Origin of the sequence: Allobosea sp. 2RAB26 (assembly GCF_052115465.1) — a bacterium.
GTDB lineage: Bacteria > Pseudomonadota > Alphaproteobacteria > Rhizobiales > Beijerinckiaceae > Allobosea.
In genome coordinates, this window is the sequence record NZ_JBFRGS010000004.1 from 1 (window position 1) to 21506 (window position 21506).

The 21506-nt window shown below is 64.2% G+C and carries 22 protein-coding genes; 5 read left to right on the top strand and 17 right to left on the bottom strand.

What is annotated here, in order from left to right:
• Positions 1–289 precede the first annotated feature (289 nt).
• The 8 genes from AB4118_RS08010 to AB4118_RS08045 form a co-directional block, all read right to left on the bottom strand.
• A complete protein-coding gene (locus AB4118_RS08010) occupies positions 290–2359 on the bottom strand; it encodes a M3 family metallopeptidase (RefSeq protein ID WP_441489239.1) in 2070 nt (689 codons plus the stop codon).
• Positions 2360–2390: 31 nt separating this feature from the next.
• Entirely contained in the window at positions 2391–3110 is a 720-nt protein-coding gene (locus AB4118_RS08015) for an NUDIX hydrolase (protein ID WP_441489240.1), read from the bottom strand.
• 13 nt (positions 3111–3123) lie between these two features.
• Complete coding sequence (locus AB4118_RS08020) at positions 3124–4023, bottom strand: PhzF family phenazine biosynthesis protein (RefSeq protein WP_441489241.1); 900 nt, start codon at positions 4021–4023, stop codon at positions 3124–3126.
• A complete protein-coding gene (locus AB4118_RS08025) occupies positions 4020–5150 on the bottom strand; it encodes an endonuclease/exonuclease/phosphatase family protein (protein ID WP_441489242.1) in 1131 nt (376 codons plus the stop codon). The genes AB4118_RS08020 and AB4118_RS08025 overlap by 4 nt, the downstream gene beginning before the upstream one ends.
• A 17-nt stretch (positions 5151–5167) precedes the next feature.
• On the bottom strand, positions 5168–6016 hold the full coding sequence (gene pdxY / locus AB4118_RS08030) for a pyridoxal kinase PdxY (protein ID WP_441489243.1): 849 nt from the start codon (positions 6014–6016) through the stop codon (positions 5168–5170).
• Between the two features lie 101 nt (positions 6017–6117).
• Positions 6118–6525 (bottom strand): nuclear transport factor 2 family protein, encoded by a 408-nt coding sequence (locus AB4118_RS08035; protein WP_441489244.1) that lies wholly within the window; start codon positions 6523–6525, stop codon positions 6118–6120.
• A gap of 58 nt (positions 6526–6583) precedes the next feature.
• The gene (locus AB4118_RS08040) at positions 6584–7615 is read right to left on the bottom strand and encodes an ABC transporter substrate-binding protein (RefSeq protein WP_069879884.1); all 1032 of its coding nucleotides are present in this window, start codon (positions 7613–7615) and stop codon (positions 6584–6586) included.
• Between the two features lie 166 nt (positions 7616–7781).
• A complete protein-coding gene (locus tag AB4118_RS08045) occupies positions 7782–8750 on the bottom strand; it encodes a carbon-nitrogen hydrolase family protein (protein ID WP_441489245.1) in 969 nt (322 codons plus the stop codon).
• A gap of 93 nt (positions 8751–8843) precedes the next feature.
• On the opposite strand from AB4118_RS08045, the gene AB4118_RS08050 reads away from it, so the two are divergent.
• Positions 8844–9761: a LysR family transcriptional regulator gene (locus AB4118_RS08050; RefSeq protein ID WP_441489246.1), complete on the top strand. Its 918-nt coding sequence runs from the start codon at positions 8844–8846 to the stop codon at positions 9759–9761.
• Positions 9762–9877: 116 nt separating this feature from the next.
• On the opposite strand, the gene AB4118_RS08055 is transcribed toward AB4118_RS08050, so the two are convergent.
• Together AB4118_RS08055 and AB4118_RS08060 are read right to left on the bottom strand one after the other, a co-directional pair.
• On the bottom strand, positions 9878–10669 hold the full coding sequence (locus tag AB4118_RS08055; protein ID WP_441489247.1) for an ABC transporter permease: 792 nt from the start codon (positions 10667–10669) through the stop codon (positions 9878–9880).
• On the bottom strand, positions 10666–11550 hold the full coding sequence (locus AB4118_RS08060) for an ABC transporter ATP-binding protein (RefSeq protein WP_441489248.1): 885 nt from the start codon (positions 11548–11550) through the stop codon (positions 10666–10668). The genes AB4118_RS08055 and AB4118_RS08060 overlap by 4 nt, the downstream gene beginning before the upstream one ends.
• A 198-nt stretch (positions 11551–11748) precedes the next feature.
• Between AB4118_RS08060 and AB4118_RS08065 the strand changes: the two genes are divergently transcribed.
• Together AB4118_RS08065 and AB4118_RS08070 are read left to right on the top strand one after the other, a co-directional pair.
• Complete coding sequence (locus tag AB4118_RS08065; protein ID WP_441489249.1) at positions 11749–12273, top strand: DedA family protein; 525 nt, start codon at positions 11749–11751, stop codon at positions 12271–12273.
• A 211-nt stretch (positions 12274–12484) separates the two neighbouring features.
• Entirely contained in the window at positions 12485–12859 is a 375-nt protein-coding gene (locus tag AB4118_RS08070; RefSeq protein ID WP_441489250.1) for a ComEA family DNA-binding protein, read from the top strand.
• Between the two features lie 416 nt (positions 12860–13275).
• Here the strand turns inward: AB4118_RS08070 and ilvC are convergent, their stop codons facing one another.
• Both ilvC and AB4118_RS08080 read right to left on the bottom strand, forming a co-directional pair.
• Positions 13276–14295 carry a ketol-acid reductoisomerase gene (ilvC, locus tag AB4118_RS08075; protein WP_043237478.1) on the bottom strand — a complete coding sequence of 340 codons (1020 nt, stop codon included), beginning with the start codon at positions 14293–14295 and terminating at the stop codon, positions 13276–13278.
• A 21-nt stretch (positions 14296–14316) separates the two neighbouring features.
• Positions 14317–14973 carry a TetR/AcrR family transcriptional regulator C-terminal domain-containing protein gene (locus tag AB4118_RS08080; protein ID WP_441489251.1) on the bottom strand — a complete coding sequence of 219 codons (657 nt, stop codon included), beginning with the start codon at positions 14971–14973 and terminating at the stop codon, positions 14317–14319.
• A 199-nt stretch (positions 14974–15172) separates the two neighbouring features.
• Here AB4118_RS08080 and AB4118_RS08085 point away from each other — a divergent pair, with 199 nt between their 5' ends.
• Positions 15173–15718 (top strand): DUF924 family protein, encoded by a 546-nt coding sequence (locus AB4118_RS08085; protein WP_441489252.1) that lies wholly within the window; start codon positions 15173–15175, stop codon positions 15716–15718.
• 15 nt (positions 15719–15733) lie between these two features.
• Here AB4118_RS08085 and AB4118_RS08090 read toward each other — a convergent pair whose 3' ends face one another.
• The 5 genes from AB4118_RS08090 to AB4118_RS08110 are packed head-to-tail and all read right to left on the bottom strand — an operon-like array spanning position 15734 to position 19726.
• Positions 15734–15955 (bottom strand): hypothetical protein, encoded by a 222-nt coding sequence (locus AB4118_RS08090; protein WP_441489253.1) that lies wholly within the window; start codon positions 15953–15955, stop codon positions 15734–15736.
• Between the two features lie 9 nt (positions 15956–15964).
• A complete protein-coding gene (gene ilvN, locus AB4118_RS08095; RefSeq protein WP_069879874.1) occupies positions 15965–16507 on the bottom strand; it encodes an acetolactate synthase small subunit in 543 nt (180 codons plus the stop codon).
• A gap of 34 nt (positions 16508–16541) precedes the next feature.
• Positions 16542–17231 carry a glutathione S-transferase family protein gene (locus tag AB4118_RS08100; protein ID WP_441489254.1) on the bottom strand — a complete coding sequence of 230 codons (690 nt, stop codon included), beginning with the start codon at positions 17229–17231 and terminating at the stop codon, positions 16542–16544.
• Positions 17228–17935, bottom strand: a complete 708-nt coding sequence (locus tag AB4118_RS08105; RefSeq protein WP_441489255.1) for an aspartate/glutamate racemase family protein — start codon at positions 17933–17935, stop codon at positions 17228–17230. The genes AB4118_RS08100 and AB4118_RS08105 overlap by 4 nt, the downstream gene beginning before the upstream one ends.
• 30 nt (positions 17936–17965) lie before the next feature.
• On the bottom strand, positions 17966–19726 hold the full coding sequence (locus tag AB4118_RS08110) for an acetolactate synthase 3 large subunit (RefSeq protein WP_441489256.1): 1761 nt from the start codon (positions 19724–19726) through the stop codon (positions 17966–17968).
• Positions 19727–20044: 318 nt separating this feature from the next.
• Between AB4118_RS08110 and AB4118_RS08115 the strand changes: the two genes are divergently transcribed.
• Complete coding sequence (locus AB4118_RS08115) at positions 20045–21505, top strand: GGDEF domain-containing protein (RefSeq protein WP_441489257.1); 1461 nt, start codon at positions 20045–20047, stop codon at positions 21503–21505.
• Position 21506 lies beyond the last annotated feature (1 nt).

The following is a 21506-nucleotide window of genomic DNA, read 5'->3' on the forward strand; positions in this document are numbered from 1 at the left end:
GAGAGACATGAGAGACATCGATTCCAGCATAATGCTCCACGGCTGTTCCTCTCATGATGCTTGAGGCCGATCGCTCGGACCTCGTTTTCAACACCATCATTCTGAGGGACAGCCACCCAAAATGGCTATTCGAAGCGCCGGCCCATTACGGCATCTAGTCTAGTCTGCAGCACGCGTCGTGGTCGGGCTTGTCCCCCCGACCACCTGTACTTCCCTCCAAGCTCCACGCTTCGCCCCCGGCGGTTCAAGACGCGGATGGACCGCGTGACAGGGATAGCCTGCGCTTCGCCTACGCCGCCAGGCCTCGCTTCTCCAGCAGCGCATCAGGCGTGGGCAGCCTGCCCCTGAAGAGCGTGTAGGCCTCTGCCGGATCACGCGTATCGCCCGCCGAATAGATGAAACGCTGCAGCTTGGCGGCGACATCGGCAGCGAAGACGTCTCCAGCCTCGATGAAGGCATTGAAGGCGTCGGCATCCATCACCTCGGACCAGAGATAGCTGTAATAGCCGGCCGAATAGCCGTCGCCCGAGAAGACATGGGTGAAATGCGGCGTGCGGTGACGCATGATGATCTCGGCCGGCATGCCGATACGCTCCAGCTCTGCCGCCTCGAAGGCAAGCGGATCGACCGTTGCTGGATCCTTCAGCGAATGGAAGGCGAGGTCGACCAGCGCCGAGGAGGTGTATTCCACCGTCGCAAAGCCCTGATTGAAGGTCTGCGCCTTCTTGATCTTGTCGATCAGCCCCTCGGGGATCGGCTCGCCGGTCTCGGCATGCAAGCAATAGGCCTGCATCACCTCGCGCGTCAGGAACCAGTGCTCGTAAAGCTGGGAGGGCAACTCGACGAAATCGCGCGAGACCGAGGTGCCGGCGAGCGAGCCATAGGTCACGTCGGACAACAGCCCATGCAGGGCGTGGCCGAATTCATGGAACAGGGTGCGCGCATCGTCGATCGAAAGCAGCGCCGGCTTTCCGGCTGCGGGTTTCGCGAAATTGCAGACATTGACGATGATCGGGCGAACCTCGCCGCCGAGCTTCCGCTGGCCGCGATAGGCGCTCATCCAGGCGCCCGAACGTTTCGATGCGCGGGCGAAATAATCACCGAGGAAGAGCCCGATATGCCGGCCGCCCGCGTCGCGGACCTCGAAGACGCGGACATCGGGATGATAGCCAGCGAGATCGCGCTTCTCCTCGAAGGTCAGGCCGAAGAGCTTGCCCGCGGTGTCGAAGGCTGCAGCGATGATGCGGTCGAGCTGGAGATAGGGCTTCAGCACCGCCTCATCGAGCGCATAGGTCTTCTGGCGCACCTTCTCGGCATAGTGGCGCCAGTCCCACGGCCGGATCGGGCCGTTCTCGCCCTCCTCCTGCGCGAGCAGGGCAAGGTCAGCCGCTTCCTTCGCAGCCCGCGCCTTGGCCGGCTTCCAGACCAGTTCGAGCAGCCCCCGGACATTCTCTGGCGTCTTGGCCATGGAATCGTCGAGCTTGAAATGCGCGAAGGTCTCGAAGCCGAGCAGCTTCGCCTTCTCGGCACGCAAAGCCACCATCTCCGAGACGATGGCGCGGTTATCCGTCTCGCCGCCATTCTCGCCGCGCTTGCTCCAGGCCACGAAGGCCTCCTCGCGGAGCTCGCGGCGGGTGGAGAAAGTCAGGAAGGGCTCGATGATCGAACGTGAAAGTGTAACCGCATGCTTGCCGTCATGGCCCCGGTCGCCAGCGGCATGGGCCATCGCCGCCCGCAGGAAGGGCGGCACGCCCGCGAGCTTGGCCTCGTCATCGAGGACAAGCGCATAAGAGGCCTCATCCTTGAGCACGTTCTGGCTGAACTGCGTGCCGAGCCCCGCCAGCCGCTCGTTGATCGCGGCAAGGCGTTTCTTTTCCTCGGGACCAAGCTGCGCACCCGAGCGAACGAAGCCGCGATAGGTCCGCTCCAGCAGGCGCTTCTGTTCGGCGTCCAGTCCCAGATTCTCGCGCTTCGCGAAGACCGCATCGACGCGGGCGAACAGGGCCGGGTCCATCATGATTGCCGACCAGTGCCGCGAGGTGACCGGTGACATCTCGCGTTCGATCGCCTGCAGCGCCTCGTTAGTGTCAGCCCCGGCGAGATTGTAGAAGACACCGCCGACGCGGCTGAGCGCGCGGCCCGACCGTTCCAGCGCTTCGATCACGTTGGCGAATTCAGGCACTGCCGGATCGTCGGAGATCGCCGCGATCTCCGACTTGTGCTTGGCCAGAGCCGCCTCGAAAGCCGGCGTGATGTGTTCAGGCTTGATCACCGCGAAGGGTGGCAGGCCGAAGGGTGTCTCCCAGACGGCGGCGAAGGGATTGTCGACGGGTAGCGGCAAGGCTTCTGGCGCGGTCATCTCGTTCCGTTCCGGAAAAAACAGGGGAAGGTCAGTCTTGAGCGTAGATATGGGCGAGATAGCGCCGCATGAAGGGCGGCATGTCGAGATGGTCGCTCTCGGCAAGATTGCGCACGATCACGATGTCGGAGAGTTCCGGCTCCGCCTGCTGCTTGATGCGTGACAGCATGATCTCGCGCGCCTCCTCGGCCGACCAGGACAGCGCCACCGGCCGCATGAAGGCGACGCGCCCCGTCAGGATCACCGCCGTCCAGCTTTCATCGACGTCGATTTCGCCCAAGGTCAGTCCGGTCTCCTCGCAGAGTTCGCGGGTGACGCTGCCGGCAAGGTCGAGCATGCCGTCGTCCCTGAGATCTTCGCGATCCGGCGTACCGGCGGCGAAATAGACTTTGCCCGCATTGGCGGTGTGGTCGCCCATCACGCCGCAGAGAAAGGCGCCATCCGCCGCCCTCAGGGCCGCCATCGCATAGCCGTTGCGGACCACCGGGCCGGGATGGCCAAGATCGCGCCAGGTCATGAAGGCGGCGTAATCCGTCTCGAAATAGCGTGCGCTGAACACGCCATCCGCGATCGCGCCGCGATGCTGCAGCATGATCCGGCCATTGAACATCGCTGGCTTGCCGGCGCTGATCCTGGCCCAATGCGCGGCAATGGCAGTGTGGTTCTCCCGCGCGAAGACCCAGTCATGCGGTTCGACCACGGCCTCGACCCGCGCAAGCGGAACGATCGTCCCGTCGACAACACCATTCATCATTCGGTCCCACTCACAGCAGCACGCCCTCGCTCACCAGCACTGCTTCGCCGCCAATGCTGGCCGAAACGAGTCCACCGCGCTCGACCCGCAGAGTGAGCTCGATTTGCGACGGCCGTCCCATCTCGTACCCTTGCTCGATGACGAGGCGGTGCTCGCCGTCGCCGGGACGATCGAAGGCCATCACGGCGGCGGCGAAGGCGGCGGCTGCGCCACCGGTCGCGGGGTCTTCGCCGATGCCCATCCCTGGCGCGAACATGCGGGCATGGAAGTGATGGCCCGCATCGCGGGTCTGCCGGCAATAGACGAAGGCGTTGGGATGCTCGGCCGGCTTCATCACCGTATTCCACCGCATCATGTCGAGCGTGATGCGGCCCATCGCCTCAAGGCTCGCCACCGGAACCAGCGTAAAGCCGACTCCACCGGAGAATACGCCTGGCTCATGGGCATCGAAGCCGATCTCGGCAGGATCGAGCCCGAGCGCAGTTGCAAGCTCCACTGGCGATGCCGCTTCTCCGATCCGCTCCGGCAAGCGCGGCAAGGTGAAGGTCGCCCTGCCCTGATCATTCCCGACCGAGACGTCGCAGGAGACGGCACCGATCCGCTCCTCCAGGACGAGCTTGTCGTTTTCCCTGCCCGCCTGGGCATCGTGGAGAGCGAGCAGGATGGCTGTGCCGACGGTTGGATGGCCGGCGAATGGCAGCTCCCGGCCCGGCGTGAAAATCCGAATGGCGGCACGGTTGGCCGGGTGGGCGGGCGGCGCGACGAAGACCGTCTCGGACAGGTTGAATTCGCGCGTGATCGCCTGCATCGCCTCGGTGTCGAGGCCCTCTGCGTCCAGCACCACCGCCAAAGGGTTGCCGGCGTGACGAGCCCCGGTGAAGACATCGAGCGTGACGAAGCGGCGTTTCACGGCAACCCTCCCTTGGTGGCAGGCACGACCAGATCGATGGTCAGCGGGCAATGATCCGACGCCTTTGGCCTGTCCCAGCCGACGCGCGGATAGCGGTCGCTGCAGGTCGCCAGCCGCGCCATCGAACGATCGGGCTCGCGCGGATCGAGCGGCACGCGATAGGGCAAACCGCGCCGGATCATCTGCATGGCCGGATTGGGGTTCGCAGCCGCCAGCGCCGGCGACAGCAGGATATGGTCCAGCGGCATATGGCTGTCGATGAGCCGCTGTTCGGCCTCCGACCAGTAGCGCCGGAAATGCGTCCAGCGCTCATGCTGGGGCAGATGCATGATCGGGTCGACAGCGAAATCCTCGAGCAACGGCTCGATGCCGCTATCCCCTTCGTCGACCAGCTCGCCAAGTGGGCCAAGGCCATGGCGATAACCGTTGAGATCACCCAGCACGATCCAGTTGGCTTCGCGCCAAGACGCCCCGAACCAGGTCTTGACGATGTGCCTGACGGCCAGGGCCTCCGCCCGCCGGATCGGCAGGGTCTCCTGCCGGCCATCGTCGCGGCCGTTGTTCATCGACTTGAAATGGCAACCGAAGAGCGTCAGCGAACGGTCACCGAAGCTCAGCTCGACAGCGAGGCAATCGCGGGCAAAGACCCTGTCGCCAGGCCTGATGCCGAACCGCGCGAGCGAAGGATCATAAGCGCCGGCCTGGCCGAAGCTGAGGTCCTTGTGCGAGACGACACGGACCGCCTGGGGCGCCAGCAGATCGCGCCGGGCGCCAAAGCCGATATCGATGTCGCGCCTGTCATTGCCGTCGATCAGGGCGAAATGGCCGTAGCGGTAATCGGCGATGCGATGGACGTAATTGGCAAAGAACGCCTGCAGGCTCGCGAGCGAATCCACTTCCTGCAGCATCCAGATATCGGCTTGCGCCTCGGCGATGGCGAGCGCCGTCATCTGGCGCTTGTCGTCCTCAAGCGCCACCGCGAGCGAGCGCTCGACGGCATCGCGCTGGTCGGCGCGCGGAAAATGAAACAGCGACATCGCCGCAGAGGTGTCGATGCGTCCGCCATTCTCGAAGCGGTGGCGCGTCAGCAGGTTTTCGACATTGAAGGTGCCGACGCGCAGTTTCATCGAATTCAGCCTGCGGCTCAGATCGCTTCGGGCGTGAAGAGCTGCGAAGGCGTCACGAACTCGTCCTGCGCGGCGACCGTCAGGATCTCGCGCGAGCCGGCCTCCTTCGTCCGCTTCAGCAGGCCGTAGATCGAGGACGAGGCCTTGCTGAGGGCAGCGGCAGCCGATCCCTCGCGCATGTAGTGGACAAAGAAGAGGGCGGCGATCGCATCGCCCGCACCGTTGACGCTGATATCGATCTTCGGCGTGCGCACCCGGAAGGCGCCCTTGGCGTCGGCCGCCATCAGGTCGATCGCGTCCGCCGGCGTTTCTTCCGTGACCAGCGATGTCACCAGCACGACTTTCGGGCCGGCATCGCGCAGCGTTCCGACGGCGCGGTGCGCGTCGGCGATGGTCTTCACCTCGATATCGGTCAGGAGTTCGAGCTCGAACTGGTTCGGCGTGACGATATCGGCAGCCGGCACCGCCTGTTCGCGCATGAATTCGGGAATGCCCGGCCGCACGAAAATGCCGCGTCCGACATCGCCGATCACCGGATCGCAGCAATAGAGCGCATCGGGATTGGCCGCGCGGACACGTTCGACGGCAGACAGGATGGCGTGGCCGATATCGGCCGATCCCATATAGCCGGAGAGCACGCCGTCGCAGCCCAGCAGCACGCCACGTTCGGCAATGCCTTCCATCACCTCGTCGATCATGCCGCCCTCGAAGACCCGGCCCTTCCAGTCCCCGTAGCCCGTGTGATTCGAGAATTGCACGGTATGGATCGGCCAGACCTCGACCCCAAGTCGCTGCATCGGGAAAACGGCGGAGGCGTTGCCGACATGGCCAAAAGCGACATGGGACTGGATCGAGAGGATGTTCATGGCGCGCAGCACAGGCCTTCAACGAAACGACGCGGCGAACCTAGCGGTTGCCGCGCCGGGAGCAAATCGAAAGCGTTGATGCAGGCGATGACAAACGGCGATCAGGCAGAGCCGAGACGCATCACGCTGGCCGTGTCGGTGAACTGCGTCAGGCTTCGCACCTTGCCGTCTTCCACAGTGACCAGATCGACCGCCTCGAAGCTCTGGGTACGACCGGTCGGCACATGGGTGACATCGGCGCTCCAGTGAAACGAGGCGCGAGCGCCTTCGACGAGCAGCCCCAGCGTCCTGAACTTCGAGAAGGCGAACGTGCCGATCAGCCCGGCCATCTGCTCCCGAACCGCGGCACAGCCCGTCTGGGGGTTGCACATGGGCCCGAGATCCTCCGCTCCCATGAAATGGAACCGGCAATCGGGATGGAAGAAGGCCATCACTCCATCGAGATCCCCCTGCACACGCGCCTCATAGGCGCTCAGGAGCAAGGTCTCGATCGCAGCGCGCTCGGTCATCTCGGCTCTCCCAATGGAAGAGCCGAGTTTGACCGGCCTGCAGAAAGGAGTCGAGAGACTACGATCCGGCGGCGGCCTTCTTCGCGAAGCTGTCGATGAAGGTCTTGTTCAGGTCGACATTCGAGGTCGCAAGCTCAGGATCGAGCAGTTTCAGCGAGTCATACATGCTCTTCATCGCATCTGGCGTGGAAATGCCGGTGCGCGAATAACTTTCCTGCGAATTCTTGACGGCGCGCAGATAGAGCGGCTTGTCGCCGAGATGGTATTCGGCGGGGACGAGATCGGCGACATCCTCGGGCTTGGCCGTCTCCAGCCATTTCAGGGACTTGACCAGCGCGTTGACGAGTTTCTGCGTCGTGACCGGGTTCTTCTCGGCGAAATCATTCTTGAGATAGAGCACGGCAGCAGGGTTTGAACCGCCGAACAGCGCCTTGGTGCCGGCCTCGGTGCGGGTGTCGATCAGCGCCACGACATCGCCATCCGCTTCGAGCTTCGAGGTCACGGGATCGAGATGCGAGATGATGTCGACCTGGCCTTGCTTGATCGCGGCAACGGCGCTGGCGCCGGCACCGACACCGATGATCGGCGCGTCGGTCGCCTTCAGGCCAGCCTTGACCATGGCATATTGCGCGGTCAGCGAGGTCGAGGAGCCGGGCGCGGTGACGCCGATCTTCAAGCCTTTGAAATCGGCCGCGGATTTGACCTTGTCGGCAAGCTCCTTGCGCACGGCGATGGTGATCGCCGGGAAACGCCCGAGCTCAACCACGGCGCGGATGTCCTGGCCCTTGGCCTGCATCCGGATGGTATGCTCATAGGCGCCGGTCACGACATCGACCGAGCCGCCGACGAGGGCCTGCAAAGACTTCGCGCCACCGCCGAAATCGTTGATCGTGACGTCGAGCCCCTGCTCCTTGAAGAAGCCCTTCTTCTCCGCGACCGTCAGCGGAAGATAATAGAGCAGTTGCTTGCCGCCGACGCCGAGCGTGACATTCGGCTTCTCGGCCGTCTGGGCCTGTGCGCCAAACGGCACGAAGCCGAGAGAGGTGGACAAGGCGAGCGCGGCCAGCGCGCCGCGACGGGTGAAGCTCATCGAGTTTCCTCCTGATGGGATCGGTTTGCGCTTCTGAACTGGCGCAGTCGGCCCCGACGATAGGCGAGATTGCCCGGCACGGGCAACCTCGCCTCCCGATCAGCCCGAGGCCCGGAGCGCAACTTTCGTCTGAGTCCCCCAGGCGAACGCCGGTGAGCCCGCGTCGCTATAGCGTCCCCTCATCCCGAAAGGACGCAACGCCCTGCCGGGTCCGGTTGACGACGAGGCGTGTCACATCCGGGCGGGCATAGTGTCCGGCCTGATCGAAATTCTGGCGCTCGCGCCTGACCTCGCGATGATCAAGCGTCGCAACGAGAAGCTCCTCGCGCCCCGTCACGGGCTCGATCACCCATTTGCCGTCAGGGCCGGCAATGCCGGAGCCGCCATCAGCGAGGATCTCGGGGCAGGTTTCCAGCATGGCAGCAGCAGGACTGCCGGCCGGCACATCCTGCTTGCGCATCAGTCCCGAGACCGCCAGCACGTAGCTGCGTCCCTCGCGCGCCAGGAAGCAGGTCGTATCCACCGTGTTGCGGAGGTTCCCCGGCCAAAGCGCCACATGCAGATTCTCACCCTGCGCGTACAGCGCTGCTCGCGACAGCGGCATCCAGTTCTCGAAGCAGTTCAGCCCGCCAACCGTGAAGGCCCCGACACGGTGCACCTGAAGACCATGTCCGTCGCCCGGCGCCCAGCTCAGCCTCTCTTCATAGGTCGGCATCAGCTTGCGATGCACCGACGCGATCATGCCATCCGCACCGATATGCACGCGCGAGCAATAGACGCTGTGCCCGCCGCGATCTGCCGGCCGCTCGATGATGCCGAGCATGACGGCGATGCCGCCGCGCTGCGCCGCAGCGCAGACCGCCGCCAGATGGCCGGCCTCGATCTGAACGGCCTGATCCAGATAATGCGCGTGAATCTCCTTCTGCAGCGACGATTCAAAGCGCGCCCCGTCGGTATGTTCGATCCAGAAGGGATAACCCGGCACCAGCGCCTCCCCGAACGCGACGAAGCCGCACCCTGCCGCGGCGGCGCGCGCTATCCAGTCGGCCACCTTCCGCAGTGTGGCATCGCGATCGAGCCATACCGGAGCGATCTGGGCGAGGCCCACGGTCAATCTGTCTGATACGGCGGTCATCGAGCCCCATCCCTGGCCTTGAGTGTGTTGCGGTGGCCGGGTTAAGGACGCGGACAAGATCAGTCCAATTAATCCTTGGAATACCCCTCGATCATGCCACCTAATGTCACTCTGGTGCAGCTGCGTTGTTTCGCCGGCGTCGTCGAACATGGCGGCTTCACGGTGGCGGCCGACCGCCTCTGCCTGTCGCAGTCAGCCGTGAGCCAGGCGGTCGCGGGGCTGGAACGGACGTTGGACGCCGCCTTGCTGCTGCGCGGCCGCGATGGATTGGTGCTGACGGCAGCCGGCGAAGCGGCCCTTGTCGAGACGCGTGCGGTACTCGCGGCCGTCGAACGGCTCGGCACTTGCAGCGGACTTGCCGGCAAGTTGAGCGGCACCTTGCGGATCGGCGTCGTACAGAGCGCAGCCATCCGGCTGCTGCCCGCATGGCTGCGGCGCCTGCGCACCGAGCATCCCGGCATCACGGTGAGCTTGTATGAAGGGACGGATCCGGAGGTCACCGCCTGGATCCAGGCCGGCGTGGTCGAGATCGGCATCACCAGCCGCACCCATCCCGAACTGGCAGCCCGCCCGGTCTATTCCGACGACTACCTCGTCGTTGTTCCCGCCGACCACGAGCTTGCATCCCGGGCCTCGCTCCCGCTCGCTGCCCTGGACGGGCAACGCATGCTGCTCTCGGGAGGCGGCTGCGAAACGCTCATCCAGGAACTCCTGACAGCAGCAGCCAGCCATCCCGAGATCGCCTGCCTCGTGCGCGACAACGCGACCTTGCTCAGCATGGTGCGTGAAGGGCTCGGCCTGACGATCATGCCCGAGCTGGCCCTCGACGACAGCCGCGGCGTGGTTGGGATCCCCCTCCGCCCGAACCTCCGTCGCACCTTGCACGCCGTATCGCCGCCCGCGGAGACGCTTCGCCCGGTCGCGACAGCCTTCCTGACCCTGATCGAAAACGGCGCCGCTGTCGGGCTCAAGGCTCGTCAGCAGCGCCCCAAGACAGCAAGCGCGGGGTGAACCGGCAGCGCCAGCCTAAAGCATCGGCCCGAAAAGTGGATTGCGGTTTTCGGGAAGGCCGATGCAAATACAGATGAATAGATCAYCAGACTGGATACGATATCCGGTCTGATGATCTAAGTCGTCGTGGTCGCGCTCTGTCCGGGCCGCCAGACCAGCAGGCGCTTCTCGACGAAGGTGACAAGCGAATCGATCACGATGACGAAGAGCGCCAGGATCAGCATGCCGGAGAAAACGCCGGTGACATCGAAGACGCTCTCGGCCTCGTGGATCTTGTAGCCGAGACCGGCCGACGAGCCGAGATATTCGCCGACGACCGCACCGACCAGCGCAAAGCCGACAGAGGTGTGCAGCGAGGAGAACATCCAGGTCAGGGCCGACGGCCAGTAGACATGGCGGAAGAGCTGGCGCTCGTTCATGCCGAGCATGCGGGCATTGGCGAGCACCGTCGGCGAGACCTCGCGGACGCCCTGGTAGACGTTGAAGAAGACGATGAAGAAGACCAGCGTGAAGCCGAGCGCCACCTTCGACCAGATGCCGAGGCCGAACCAGAGCGCGAAGATCGGCGCCAGCACCACGCGCGGCAGCGCATTGGCCGCCTTGATATAGGGGTCGAACACCGCCGCCATCAGCTGCCGGCGCGCGAAGGTGAAGCCGAAGAAGACGCCCGCCGCCGAGCCGATGACGAAGGCGAGCACGGTCTCGGTCAGCGTGATGCCGAGATGGAAATAGATGTCGCCGCCAGTGAGCTGAGTCCAGGTCCGACCAAGGACCTGCAGCGGCGTCGAGAAGAAGAACTGGATCGTCTTGGTGTCGCCGAGCAGCGGATAGACGGTGAAGACGTGCCAGATCAGCAGGAACACGACCGCGACGAGAATCTGCAGTGCAAGGAGCGTCAGGCGGTTCACGAGGCGTCTCCCTGCACCAGTTCCTTGCCTTCGCCCATGGCGTAAGCCTTCTGCACCTCGATGCGCAGCGACGACCAGATGTCGCGATGGATCTCGTGGAAGGCCTTTTCCAGCCGGATCTCGGCGATATCGCGCGGGCGCGGCAGGGTGACTCTGTAATCGGCGACGATTCCGGCGGCCGGCCCCGCCGACATCACCACGACGCGGTCGGAGAGCGCGATCGCCTCCTCGAGATCATGGGTGACGAAGATCAACGCCTTTCGATCCTTCGACCAGAGATCCAGCAGCAAGTTGCCCATGATCTGCCGGGTCTGCGCATCGAGCGGTCCGAACGGCTCGTCCATCAGCAAAATCTCGGGATTGCGGATCAGCATCTGCGCGAGGCTGACGCGCTTGCGCTGGCCACCCGAGAGCATATGCGGATACCGATCGACGAAGGCACGCAGGCCGACACGGCCGAGCCAGTCTCGCGCACGGGCATCGGCCTCCGCAGCCGGCACGCCCATCGGCTCCAGCGCCACGGCGACATTCTGCAGCGCCGTCTTCCACGGCATCAGCGCGTCCTGCTGGAACAGGTAGCCCGCGCGCACATTCAGCCCCGCGAGCGGCTTGCCGAATATCCCGACCTTGCCGGCAGACGGGGTCAGCAGCCCAGCCGCAGCATTGAGCAAGGTCGACTTTCCACAGCCGGTCGGCCCCACGACCGAAACGAACTCCCCGGCCGAGACGGTGAGATCGATGCCGGTCACCGCCTTGTAGCGATGCCCGCCTGCAAGCTGGAAGGTGATGTCGATGCCGCTGAGATTGACAGCTGGCGCGGTATCCGCCCCGGGCACGCCAGCAGGGCCCGCACCAGCGTGCAGGCGGTCTTGAAGCTCCATAAAGCGTTCCCCAACGGCCTGCTGCGCCAAGCGCCCTGGCCGAATATCGCGTTCGTTTGGCGAAACTCTAGGTGATCGCCTCCGGAAGGCAACCCAACCTTGGTCTTGTCCGGCAGATTCGCCGCAGCGCGCAGCTGTTGCATCCACGGCCCGAGGCAGCGATAAGCCAGCGCCTTGGCCTGAAAGATCTCGACCCTCATGCAGCAACTCGAAAGCCTGATGCAGGGACTCGTCGAGTTCATGCGCACCAACCAGCAATGGGCGATCCCGATCGTCTTTCTGGTGGCCTTCGCCGAATGTGTGGCGGTGCTGTCCTGGCTCGTACCCGCCACGGTGTTCTTCACCGCCTTCGGCGCGGCGGCGGGAGCCTCCGGTCTCGACCTGGTTCCGCTGGCTTTCGCGGCCTCGCTCGGCGCGGGTTGCGGCTTCTGGATCTCCTATTGGGCCGGCATCGTGCTCGGCCCGCGCATCGGAGAAACCTGGCCGCTCAAGAAGAACCCTGAACTGCTCGAGAAGGGACATGCCTTCTTCGAGAAATGGGGCATCTTCAGCATTCTCATTGGCCACTTCTTCGGGCCGCTGCGGGCGGTCATGGCCATCGTCGCCGGCATCGTGAAGATGCCGTTCCTGCCGTTCCAGCTCGCCAACTGGGCCGCGTCTTTCGCATGGGGCTTTGGCCTGCTCTATGGTGCCGGACGGCTGGCCGAGTTCGTCACGCGCTGATCCCGAAAACCGTCCGAACACTGAACGGCGCATTCAGGGCGGGTTCAGGCCAGAAGGCGCGAATTGACGGCGTTGCGTCGCGATATCGCCACTCACCAGTGCGGATCTGACGCGGCACGCCGAACGGCTCCAGGCTGCCGGCGTTGTCGAGGCGGGCGACCCGGCGCCTGTCCGATGCTACCCTCCCGGGGCAGGACTATGGAGTCCAACCATGAGCCTTTCGCGGATCATCTCGCCGATCGTCGCCCTCGCGCTGACCGCCGGCTTCGCCTTCGCACAACAGCCCGCCACGCAGCCGAGCGCCCCCGCACGTGCCCCGGCCCCAGTCACGACGCCCGCAGTGCCCGCCGCTGGCACAGCCGCCAAGCCTGCACAGCCCGCAGCCGCCGCTCAGGTCAAGAAGATCAACATCAACACCGCGACCGCCGCCGAACTCGACAGTCTCAAGGGCATCGGCGAAGCGCGCTCCAAGAAAATCATCGAGGAGCGCTCCAAGGCGAAGTTCAAAGACTTCAATGATCTCGTGAAGCGCAGCGTCCTGCCCTCGAACGTCGAGTCCGACATCAAGGACAAGATCACCTTCTGACCCCGCTATCCCTGCGAGGAGAAAGGCCTCCGGCGCAAAACGCCGGAGGCCTTTTCCGTTTTCGATGGTACCGCGTTCTTCGCCAAATCCTGCCGCCTGACGCAAACGCCCTTCAGTATCCGAAAAGTCCGAACACCGCGGCGAATACGATCACGAGCGACACTGCAAGCAAGGCCCGCGCACAGATAGGGCTGTCAATGACACTGTTCAGATTCATCGTCCTCATGGCCGCCTCCACGTACGACTGCCTCGACGAACGCATCGGACTGGAACCGGTTCCACGCCCGGAAAGGCGAGAGGGCGGACACATTACTGCATCCGCCCTCTCGGAATCAATGATTTGTTAACCCTCTCAGGCGCTTGGCGAGCGGTATTGCAGCGGCTCGCCAAGTCCGTGAGTCAGAGCCTGAGCCCGATCAGTTCTTGGTCTTGTCGACCAGCGCCTTGGCCTTGATCCAGGGCATCATGTCGCGCAGCTTGGCGCCGACTTCCTCGATCGGGTGCGCGGCCATACGGGCGCGGGTCGCCTTGAACGAGGTCTGGTTGACCTTGTTCTCGAGCATCCAGTCGCGGGTGAACTTGCCCGACTGGATGTCGGTCAGCACGCGCTTCATCTCGGCCTTGGTCTCGGCGGTGATGATGCGCGGGCCGGTGACATACTCGCCGAACTCGGCGGTGTTCGAGATCGAATAGTTCATGTTGGCAATGCCGCCCTCATAGATGAGGTCGACGATCAGCTTCACTTCATGCAGGCACTCGAAATAGGCCATCTCGGGTGCATAGCCGGCCTCGGTGAGGGTCTCGTAGCCAGCCTTGATCAGCTCGACCAGGCCGCCGCAGAGCACGACCTGCTCGCCGAAGAGGTCGGTCTCGCACTCTTCCTTGAAGGTGGTCTCGATGATGCCGGCGCGACCGCCGCCATTGGCCGAAGCGTAGGACAGGCCGAGATCATGGGCGTTGCCGGTGGCGTCCTGGTGGATCGCGATCAGGGTCGGCACGCCGCCGCCGCGCTGATACTCCGAGCGCACGGTGTGGCCGGGGCCCTTCGGCGCGACCATCAGCACGTCGAGGTCCTTGCGCGGCTCGATCAGGTTGAAATGCACGTTGAGGCCGTGCGCGAAGAGCAGCGCCGCGCCTTCCTTCATGTTGCCATGCAGTTCGTCGCGATAGATGTCGCCCTGCAGCTCGTCAGGGGTCAGCATCATCATGATGTCGGCGGTCTTGGCGGCCTCGGCCGGGGTCATGACCTTGAAGCCTGCTTCCTCGGCCTTCTTGCGGGTGGCCGAGCCGGCCTTCAGGGCGATGATCACGTCCTTCACGCCGGAATCGCGCAGGTTGAGCGCGTGGGCATGGCCCTGCGAGCCATAGCCGACGATGCAGACTTTCTTGCCCTTGATCAGATTGATGTCCGCATCGCGGTCGTAATAAACGCGCATAGGTTGCTCCTTGGTCTCGCGTTAGGGTTTTTCTTTGCCCGGAGCGGCTTCAACCGCGCCGTACAGAGTGAGGAATTGATCGGTCGCGCGCGCTGCATCGCGCTCGTTCTCCGCCGGGCTCAGCACGAGCGCATCACCCAGCAGCAGCCTGATCTGCACATCGCGCCCGACAAGGCCGAGGAATGTGCGAAAGGCGGTCTCCGTATCATCGAAAGCCAGGAGCCCCGCCTCGCGGCCTGCGTCGAGAACCGGCTTCAGGCGTTCGCCAATGGCGACACGTCCATTCGCCAGCACGATCCCGCCGAGATTGCCTGCCTTCGATCCCGCCTGGCTGATGGCAATCCGGTTCAGTGCAATCGAGGTGTCGCTGGTGATCACATTAAGCCAGTTCGCGGCAAAACGTATCAGGCTATCGCGCAGCGTCAGGGCATCGAGTTTCTGGCGATCATAATTGCCGGCGCGCACCTTCGAGGCCTGCCACTGCACGGTCGCGGTCAGCAGGCCGTCACGATCGCCGAACCACTTGTAGAGGGTTTCCTTCGAGCAGCTCGCACGCCGGGCGACAGCCGTCATCGTCAGGTGCTCGCCCCTCTCGACCATCAGGCTAAGGACAGCATCCAGCACGGCCTGTTGCCGGGCTGTCAGTCCTTCGCTCGATGTGTCTGAAGTGGCGCTCAAGGATCAGTACCGTACGTTACGGTTCGGTCTCTACAGGAAGGTTTTTCTGAGCGCAAGGGCCAGCCTGCGAAGATCCTCGGCACGGGCCCGGCCGGGTTTCGCTTCCGCCCGGAATGCGTCAATCTGCGCCGCCATCCGTCCCGCCGGTTGGCGCAATTGCGCTTCACCGCCAACACGTTACCAGATCTGGAGATACCGTATGAACTTGCCTACGGCTGCCGAGACCGTCGCCTTCTGGCGACAAGCCGGACCGGATAAGTGGTTCGCCAAGGACGACGCCTTCGACCACGACATCCGCAATCGCTTTCTCGAGGTCCAGCGCGCCGCAGCCGCAGGCGGGCTCAGTGCCTGGGAAGAGACCCCCGAAGGCGCCTATGGGCTGCTCATCTTGCTGGACCAGTTTCCACGCAACCTGTATCGCGGCTCGCCCGAGGCTTTTGCCAGCGACGATCTCGCTGTCGAGGTCGCCGAGCGCGCCATCGCCCGCGGCTTCGACCAGCACTTCACCAATCCGGAGCGGCGCTTCTTCTACATGCCCTTCATGCATTCCGAAGAGCTGGAACACCAGGAGCGTTGCATCGAATTGAGCCGTGCCTCCGGCGATGAGGACAGCACCAAATACGCGATCATCCATCGCGACATCATCCGCGACTTCGGCCGCTTCCCGCATCGCAACGCCATTCTCGGCCGCGACACTACGACCGAAGAGCGCGCATTTCTCGACGCGGGCGGCTTCAGCGGCTGAGGCTGCCGCGGGAGGCTAGCCTCCTCCCGCCTGCTGGCTCGCGATGCGCTGCAGGAAGATCGCCGCAATCGTCAGCAGGAAGCCCGCCCACCACAGCGGCGAACGCAGGCTCTTGCCGCTGCCGGGAGCTTCCGCCGGCGCCTTGCCATTGAGCCGCTGGATGATCGGCCAGGCGAAGCAGCCGAACCCGGCCCCCCCGAGCGCAAGCGCCACCATATTAAGCGAAGCCGCATCCATCGCCCTAGATCACATCGCCTCAGGGCCACGGCTCATCGCCGCGATACCGGTGCGCGAGACTTCGGTGAGCCCGACCACGGTCATCAGCTTGATGAACCGCTCGATCTCCTCGGTCGAGCCCGTGAGCTCGAAGACGAAGGAGGTCAGGGAGGCATCGAGTGTGCGCGCGCCGAAAGCCGCCGCAAGCCGCATTGCCTCGACCCGATGGTCGCCCTTGCCGACGACCTTGACCAAGGCAAGCTCGCGCTCCAGCGCCTCGCCCTGCAGCGTCAGGTCGACGACCCGGTGCACGGGCACCAGCCGGTCGAGATGTGCCTTGATCTGCTCGATGACGTTAGCGGTGCCCGAAGTGACCACGGTGATGCGCGAGATGTGCTTCTCGTGCTCGGTTTCCGAGACGGTGAGGCTCTCAATATTGTAGCCGCGGCCCGAGAACAGCCCGGCGATGCGGGCAAGAACGCCCGGTTCATTGTCGACGATCACCGCCAGCGTGTGGCGGGCGACCGGCTGGATCTTGGGAGCGTTCGGATAATGCGTGGCTGACGTCGGCATCGGACACCTGCAGGAGCTGAAGCGGAATTCGGGACTAGATGTGACGGAGATTGGCGATGGCGGGCTCGTCGACCTCGTCCTGGGTTACGATCCAGGGCTCGGCCAGGGCGGCCTTCAGCCAATCCCGATAGGAGGGATGGTCGAGCACCGCGGCCATATAGGCCGCACTGACCGGGTCGACCGGGATCGAATAGGTATCGAGCCTTGTGACGACAGGCGCATACATGGCGTCGGCTGCCGAGAAGCCGCCGAAGAGGAAGGGCCCTCCCTCCGCCTCGCCGAAGCGGGAGCGAGCCTCGCGCCAGAGTGCAGTTATACGGGCGACATCCCTGGCGACGTCGCCCCCGCGATCGCGTGCCGCAAAGCGCTTGCCGAGATTCATCGGACAGGCCCGGCGCAACGCAAAGAAGCCGGCATGCATCTCGCTCGACATGGCACGGGCATGGGCGCGCGCCGCCCGGTCCCTTGGCCAGATCCCGAGATCGGGACAGCTGTCGTGCAGGTATTCCATGATCGCGAGCGTCTCCCACGCCGCAATGTCCCCGTCGACCAGCGTTGGCACGGTGCCGCCGCTGCCCGGAGCCTCGGCGAAGATCGCCTCCTTGAAGCCAGGCTCGTCGAGCAGGACGAGCTTCTCATCGAAGGCAATGCCCTTGGCGCGCAGCACGAGCCAGGCCCGCAGCGACCAGGACGAGTAGCACTTGTTTCCGATCAGGAGCTTCATGCCGCCCGGCTCGCCGTTTCCAGGCCGAAATCGAGCGCCGCTTCGACGTGCAGCGCCGTCGTGTCGAAGACCGGGATGTCGAAATCCGCTTGCGAGACCAGGAGGGTGATCTCGGTGCAACCAAGGATCACCCCGTCCGCGCCCTGCTTTACGGCCGCTGCGACGATGTCGAGATAGCGTGCCTTCGAGGCAGGATCGATCCGGCCACGGCAGAGTTCCTCGTAGATGATGCGATGGACATCGTCGCGCTGTTCGGCGTCGGGAACCATGGCCTCGACGCCGAACGCGGCGAGGCGCTCGCGATAGAAAGCCTCTTCCATCGTGAAGCGCGTCGCCAGCAAGAGCGGCCGCCGCGACGGGCTTTTGCGGATCGCCGTCGCGGTCACGTCGGCCAGATGCAGGAACGGCACGCGAGTCGCAGCCGTGATCCGGTCCGCCAGCTTGTGCATGGTATTGGTGCACAGCAGGATACAGTTCACGCCCGCCCGCTCGAGCCGGATGGCGCTGTCGGCCAGGAGATGGCCGGCCGCAGCCCAGTCCCCGCTCGCCTGCATCTCGGCGATCGGCGCGAAATCGAGCGAATGCAGCAGCACATCCGCCGAGTGCAGCCCGCCCCGAAGGGCGCGCACCCGCTCATTGAGCAGCCGGTAATAAACCGCTGTCGATTCCCAGCTCATGCCGCCGATCAGGCCGATCGTGCTCATGCCCGCGCCTCCTCGCCCGCTTGCCGATCGTCAGACAAGCTGCTTGCCCCTGGCATCGATGATATCGCCCGTATTTCCCTCGAAATCGGGCAGGATCATCTCGTTATGGGCCTTGCCCGACGGGATCATCGGGAAGCAGTTCTCTTCCTTCGCAACAAGGCAGTCGAAGATCACCGGCTTTGGCGTATCGATCATCTCGCGGATAGCGTCATCGAGTTGGTCCGGATCCGAGCAGCGGATGCCGTGGCCGCCATAGGCTTCCGCGAGCTTCACGAAATCGGGCAACGAAGCCGAATAGCTTTCCGAATAGCGCCCGCCATGCAGCAGTTCCTGCCATTGACGAACCATGCCCATATATTCGTTGTTCAGGATGAAGATCTTGACCGGCAGCCGGTGCTGCACCGCCGTCGACATCTCCTGCATGTTCATCAGGATCGAGGCTTCGCCGGCGATGTCGACGACAAGCGCCTTCGGATGGGCCATCTGCACGCCGATTGCCGCCGGCAGGCCGTAGCCCATGGTGCCGAGTCCGCCGGAGGTCATCCAGCGGTTCGGCTCCTGGAAGTGGAAGTACTGCGCCGCCCACATCTGGTGCTGGCCGACTTCGGTGGTGATGTAGGTGTCGCGGTCCTTGGTCAGCTCATAGAGCCGCTCGATCGCGTATTGCGGCTTGATGACCGCACCCGACTGCTTGTAGCCGAGGCTGTTGCGCGCGCGCCAGCCGCTGATCTGCTCCCACCAGCCCTTCAAGGCCTCCTTGTCGACCTGCGGGCTCGTCTCGCGCCAGATCCGGACCATGTCCTCCAGGACATGGGCGCAATCACCGACGATGCCGATGTCGATCTTGACGTTCTTGTTGATCGAGGACGGGTCGATATCGACATGGATCTTCTTCGAGTGCGGCGAGAAGGCGTCGAGCCGACCGGTGATGCGGTCGTCGAAGCGTGCGCCGATATTGATCATGACGTCGCAGTCATGCATCGCAAGATTGGCTTCGTAGGTGCCGTGCATGCCCAGCATGCCGAGCCACTGCTTGTCGGCCGCCGGGAAAGCGCCCAGCCCCATCAGTGTCGAGGTGACGGGATAGCCGGTCAGCCGCGCCAGTTCGCGCAGGAGCGCCGAGGCGTGCGTGCCGGAATTGATGACACCGCCGCCAGTGTAGAAGATCGGGCGCTTCGCCTTGGCCATCAGTTCGACTGCGGCCCTGATCTTGTTCAGGTCCCCCTTGACCGTCGGACGGTAGGTCTTGTGCTGGTTGTCCCGCGGGCGGGTATACTCGCCCTTGGCGAACTGGATGTCCTTCGGAATGTCGACGACGACCGGCCCGGGACGGCCGTTGGCGGCGACATAGAAAGCCTCGTGCAGGATGCGCGGCAGATCCGCGATGCTCTTCACGAGATAATTATGCTTGGTGCAGGAACGCGTGATGCCGACCGTATCGCATTCCTGGAAAGCGTCGGAGCCGATCAGATGCGTCGGGACCTGCCCGGTGATGACGACAACCGGGATCGAGTCGAGCAGCGCGTCGGTCAATCCGGTGACCGCGTTGGTCGCGCCGGGGCCGGAGGTCACTAGGACGCAGCCAACCTTGCCCGAGGAGCGCGCATAGCCCTCCGCTGAATGGACGGCCCCCTGCTCGTGCCGGACCAGAATGTGCTTCACCTTGTCCTGGAGGAAGAGTGCGTCATAGATCGGCAGCACGGCGCCGCCGGGGTAGCCGAACAGATGTTCGACGCCTTGATCCTGAAGCGCACGGACGACCATTTCCGCGCCGGTCATCATCTCGCTCATGTCGCTCTCCTCGGGGGTCTTCGGGTCAGTTCAGGGAAAATCGGGCAATAAAAAAGGCCCTCGGAGGGGCCTGGGCGTGCGCTGGCGTCAGGGGCCAAGCGGTTTGTTCAACCGCCCCCTACCAGCGCACCCGTACGAGAATAAGCTTGCGCATCGCGCCCGACATCCTTTGCGATAATTGCGGCACGCTAGACGACCGGTTTGGCATGGTCAAGCTGCAAAAACTCATGGCCCTCAGTTCCGAAAATCCCATGACGAAAGGGAACACTTTTTCAAGAACGGCCTTGCTAAGGTCCTTGCGCGCGAAACGGGGCCGCCATGTATCAGGAAGTGCACACCGAAAATATCGTCGAACGCGCCCATGCACCGGAAGTGGCCGAACTTCTGCAGCGCTTTGCCCTGCATGCCCCTGGCGCAGGCGGCGTCTCCTACGAGGCGCTGCTCGAGGACCTCATGCCCCGCTTCGGCGACGACCTCATGGTGTGTGTCCCGACCGGAGACGGCGACTATCGCTATGAGCATTACGGCCGCGAAATCACACGCTATGTCGGCGGCAGCCGGCAGGGCGAACGCATCTCGCAGATGACCCCACAGGTCGCCCGGTTCACGATCCAATGCTATGATCAGGCCCTGACGCACGGCAAGCCGATGTATACGGTACATCGCTCCCTCAAGACCGTCCGGGTCTGCCTGTGGGAGAGACTGGTCCTGCCGACCACCGGCGCAAATGGCGATCGCTTCCTTGTCGTGTTCAGCCGGCCGCTGCAATTCCGCGAGGAACTGCTGACCACGGTTCTGGAGACCTCGCCCAGCGGCATTGTCGCATTGCGGGCCGTGCGCGACGATGACGGCAATATCGAGCGCACGATCATCATCACCGCCAATCGCCGCGCAGCACTGATGGCGGGCCATCCCGACGAGAACCTGCTCGACACGGACGCCCGTACGAGCCTGCCCTTCCTTTCTGACGCCATGATCTGGCGCCGCTGCCTCTATGCCATCGAGCTGCGCCGCAACGACATCTTCGAATCCAGCTTTACGGTGAATGGCCGTGAGATCTGGCTCCAGCTCGCACTGGCGCCGCTCGGCGACGGGCTGGTGATCACACTCACCGACATCTCCGAGCTGATGATCGCGAACCTGACGCTGCAGAGCCGGGCCGCAACGCTGGCGCTCGAGATCGGCCGGGAGCGCGCGACCCGACGGGCGCTGTCACATGAGATCGGCCAGCGCGAGGAACGCGAGCAGGAACTGCGCCGCCTTGCCGAGACAGATCCGCTGACCGCACTCCTGAACCGGCGCTCCTTCATCGAGAAGGCCAATCGCGAGATCCTCGCGTGCGAAACGGACGGTGACGATGCGTCCCTGATCATCGTCGACATCGACCACTTCAAGAGCGTCAACGACACGCATGGCCATGTCGCCGGCGATGCCGTGATCAGGGCCTTCGCCGATCTCCTGCTTGGCCTGGTCAGGCCCGAGCGCGATCTGGTAGGGCGTTTCGGCGGTGAGGAGTTCGCCGTCTTCCTGCCACGCACGGGCTCCGCAGCCGCGATGCGCATTGCCCATCGTATCCAGGATGCGCTGACGATGCGCGAACTGCCGACCTCCGAGACGATGTCCCTGCGTGTTACTGCGAGCCTCGGGGTCGCGACCCGCGAGAGTGCGGAGAGCTTCGCGGAGTTCTTTGCGCGCGCCGACAGCGCCTTGTACCGCGCCAAGCATGAAGGCCGCGACTGCATCCGCTTCGCGGGGGCGGACGTCGCCGAAGCCGCCTGAT

Bases quoted from the DNA above. Each gene is read 5' to 3' on its own strand.
- ilvN (WP_069879874.1), bottom strand. From the start codon at position 16,507: ATGCCGACGTCAGCCACGCATTATCCGAACGCTCCCAAGATCCAGCCG.
- AB4118_RS08015 (WP_441489240.1), bottom strand. From the start codon at position 3,110: ATGAATGGTGTTGTCGACGGGACGATCGTTCCGCTTGCGCGGGTCGAG.
- AB4118_RS08105 (WP_441489255.1), bottom strand. From the start codon at position 17,935: ATGAGCACGATCGGCCTGATCGGCGGCATGAGCTGGGAATCGACAGCG.
- AB4118_RS08100 (WP_441489254.1), bottom strand. From the start codon at position 17,231: ATGAAGCTCCTGATCGGAAACAAGTGCTACTCGTCCTGGTCGCTGCGG.
- AB4118_RS08090 (WP_441489253.1), bottom strand. From the start codon at position 15,955: ATGGATGCGGCTTCGCTTAATATGGTGGCGCTTGCGCTCGGGGGGGCC.
- AB4118_RS08115 (WP_441489257.1), top strand. From the start codon at position 20,045: ATGTATCAGGAAGTGCACACCGAAAATATCGTCGAACGCGCCCATGCA.
- AB4118_RS08110 (WP_441489256.1), bottom strand. From the start codon at position 19,726: ATGAGCGAGATGATGACCGGCGCGGAAATGGTCGTCCGTGCGCTTCAG.
- AB4118_RS08085 (WP_441489252.1), top strand. From the start codon at position 15,173: ATGAACTTGCCTACGGCTGCCGAGACCGTCGCCTTCTGGCGACAAGCC.
- AB4118_RS08025 (WP_441489242.1), bottom strand. From the start codon at position 5,150: ATGAAACTGCGCGTCGGCACCTTCAATGTCGAAAACCTGCTGACGCGC.
- ilvC (WP_043237478.1), bottom strand. From the start codon at position 14,295: ATGCGCGTTTATTACGACCGCGATGCGGACATCAATCTGATCAAGGGC.
- AB4118_RS08070 (WP_441489250.1), top strand. From the start codon at position 12,485: ATGAGCCTTTCGCGGATCATCTCGCCGATCGTCGCCCTCGCGCTGACC.
- pdxY (WP_441489243.1), bottom strand. From the start codon at position 6,016: ATGAACATCCTCTCGATCCAGTCCCATGTCGCTTTTGGCCATGTCGGC.
- AB4118_RS08060 (WP_441489248.1), bottom strand. From the start codon at position 11,550: ATGGAGCTTCAAGACCGCCTGCACGCTGGTGCGGGCCCTGCTGGCGTG.
- AB4118_RS08050 (WP_441489246.1), top strand. From the start codon at position 8,844: ATGCCACCTAATGTCACTCTGGTGCAGCTGCGTTGTTTCGCCGGCGTC.
- AB4118_RS08010 (WP_441489239.1), bottom strand. From the start codon at position 2,359: ATGACCGCGCCAGAAGCCTTGCCGCTACCCGTCGACAATCCCTTCGCC.
- AB4118_RS08045 (WP_441489245.1), bottom strand. From the start codon at position 8,750: ATGACCGCCGTATCAGACAGATTGACCGTGGGCCTCGCCCAGATCGCT.
- AB4118_RS08040 (WP_069879884.1), bottom strand. From the start codon at position 7,615: ATGAGCTTCACCCGTCGCGGCGCGCTGGCCGCGCTCGCCTTGTCCACC.
- AB4118_RS08065 (WP_441489249.1), top strand. From the start codon at position 11,749: ATGCAGCAACTCGAAAGCCTGATGCAGGGACTCGTCGAGTTCATGCGC.
- AB4118_RS08035 (WP_441489244.1), bottom strand. From the start codon at position 6,525: ATGACCGAGCGCGCTGCGATCGAGACCTTGCTCCTGAGCGCCTATGAG.